The sequence below is a fragment of the Mycobacterium sp. genome, from assembly GCF_050701675.1.
Lineage (GTDB): Bacteria > Actinomycetota > Actinomycetes > Mycobacteriales > Mycobacteriaceae > Mycobacterium.
Genome location: NZ_JBOGDD010000062.1, coordinates 1 through 1,802, shown reverse-complemented (window position 1 = coordinate 1,802; position 1,802 = coordinate 1). Strand labels below are relative to the sequence as shown.

The following is a 1,802-nucleotide window of genomic DNA, read 5'->3' as shown; positions in this document are numbered from 1 at the left end:
CCGTGGTGGTCCACCTCGACGTCGAGAACCGCAACGCCGCTCTACATCTGGGACCATTCCTGTCCGAGAACGACCGCCGCTACCTGCTCTGCGACGCCGACTGCGAGGTCTGGTTCGAACGCCACGGTCAGGTCATCGGGTCGGGGCGGGCCACCCGCCAGATCAGCCGCCGGTTGCGCCGTGCGTTGGAGCACCGCGACCGCTGCTGCGTGGTTCCCGGTTGTGGGGCCACCCGCGGTCTGCATGCCCACCACATCCGGGCCTGGGAGGACGGCGGGCCCACCGAGCTGGACAACCTGGTGCTGGTCTGCCCCTATCACCACCGGCTGCATCATCGGGGCGGCCTCACCATCACCGGACCCGCCCACCACCTCGTCGTCACCGACAGCCTCGGCCGAGCACTGAGTGCGGGATCGTTGGCCCGCCCACCCACGCAACCCCCGCCCGCGGTCGCCCACTATCGGGGACCGACCGGCGAACGCGCCGACTGGTGGTGGTACCAACCCTTCCAACCGCAACCACCACCGACGAACAACTAACGGCTCGACACCGTAGCCGCGAGCCAAGGAAGAGTTTCCGCCGAGAGGCTGCGGGTACCCGTCTGTCATGACGCGGTTTGGCTACACCTTGATGACGGAGCAGAGCGGCCCGAAACAGCTTGTGGAGTACGCGGTTTCGGCCGAGCGCGCTGGTTTCGACTTCGAGGTGAGCAGCGACCACTACTCGCCGTGGCTCGCCGCGCAGGGGCACGCGCCGAACGCCTGGACGATGCTCGGCGCGGTGGCGCATGCGACGGAGCGCGTCGAGCTCTTCACCTACGTGACCTGCCCGACCATCCGCTATCACCCGGCGGTCGTGGCGCAACAGGCCGCCACCCTGCAGATCCTCGCCGACGGCAGGTTCACCCTCGGGGTCGGCAGCGGCGAGAACCTCAACGAGCACGTCGTCGGTCGGGGATGGCCGACGGTCGCGCGACGTCAGGAGATGCTGCGCGAAGCCGTCCAGATCATCCGCGAGCTGTTCACCGGCGAGGTGGTGGACTGGAAGGGCGACTACTTCGAGGTCGACTCCGCGCGGCTGTGGGATGTGCCCGAGGTGCCCGTCGCGATCGCGGCGGCGGTGTCGGGGGAACGTTCGGTGCAGACCTTCTCGCCACTGGTCGATCACCTCATCGCCGTCGAACCCGACAAGGACCTGGTCGACGGGTGGCACGCGGCGCGCAAGGGCACCGGCCTGCCCGGCGACTCGCGGGTCATCGGCCAGATCCCGATCTCCTGGGACACCGACGAGGATGCGGCAGTCGAGCGTGCCCACGAGCAGTTCCGGTGGTTCGCGGGCGGCTGGTCCGTGAACGCCGACCTGCCGACGACGGCTGGCTTCGCGGCTGCCACCCAGTTCGTCCGCAAGGAAGACGTCGCGTCGTCCATTCCGTGCGGGCCCGACCTGGACGCCATCGTGGAGGCCGTCAGCGAGTACTGGAAGGCGGGGTTCACCGACATCGCGCTGATCCAGATCGGCGACCAGAGCCAGGACCGCTTCTTGGCGGAAGCCGCCGGACCGCTGCTGGCGAAGCTGCGCTCGGCGGCTTCCTAGGGGGCGGTCACGAAGGGAGCATCCGGCATGGTCAGTTTCCTAGCTCCAGGCCGGCCGCGCGGGCTTCCTCCACCAGGATCGGTACGGCCGTCGTGGCGGCGTGGATGCCGATGACGCTCGCGATCTCCATCACCTCGAGGATCTCGCTCGCAGTGGCGCCGTAGCCGATGGCGTTCTCGATGTGCAGTTTGAGCCCGGGTACGTAGAGG

2 protein-coding genes are annotated in these 1,802 nt (G+C 68.7%); both read left to right on the top strand.

The genetic code is table 11. From position 1 onward, the window contains the following. Positions 1 to 539: HNH endonuclease signature motif containing protein (locus tag ACRDUX_RS01900; protein WP_526410471.1), on the top strand; the 539-nt coding region annotated here is incomplete at its 5' end. Between the two features lie 67 nt (positions 540 to 606). After that, positions 607 to 1,593, top strand: a complete 987-nt coding sequence (locus ACRDUX_RS01895; RefSeq protein WP_526410470.1) for an LLM class F420-dependent oxidoreductase — start codon at positions 607 to 609, stop codon at positions 1,591 to 1,593. Positions 1,594 to 1,802 lie beyond the last annotated feature (209 nt).

Coding starts and splice junctions, on each gene's coding strand:
- ACRDUX_RS01895 (WP_526410470.1), top strand. CDS start 607: ATGACGCGGTTTGGCTACACCTTGATGACGGAGCAGAGCGGCCCGAAA.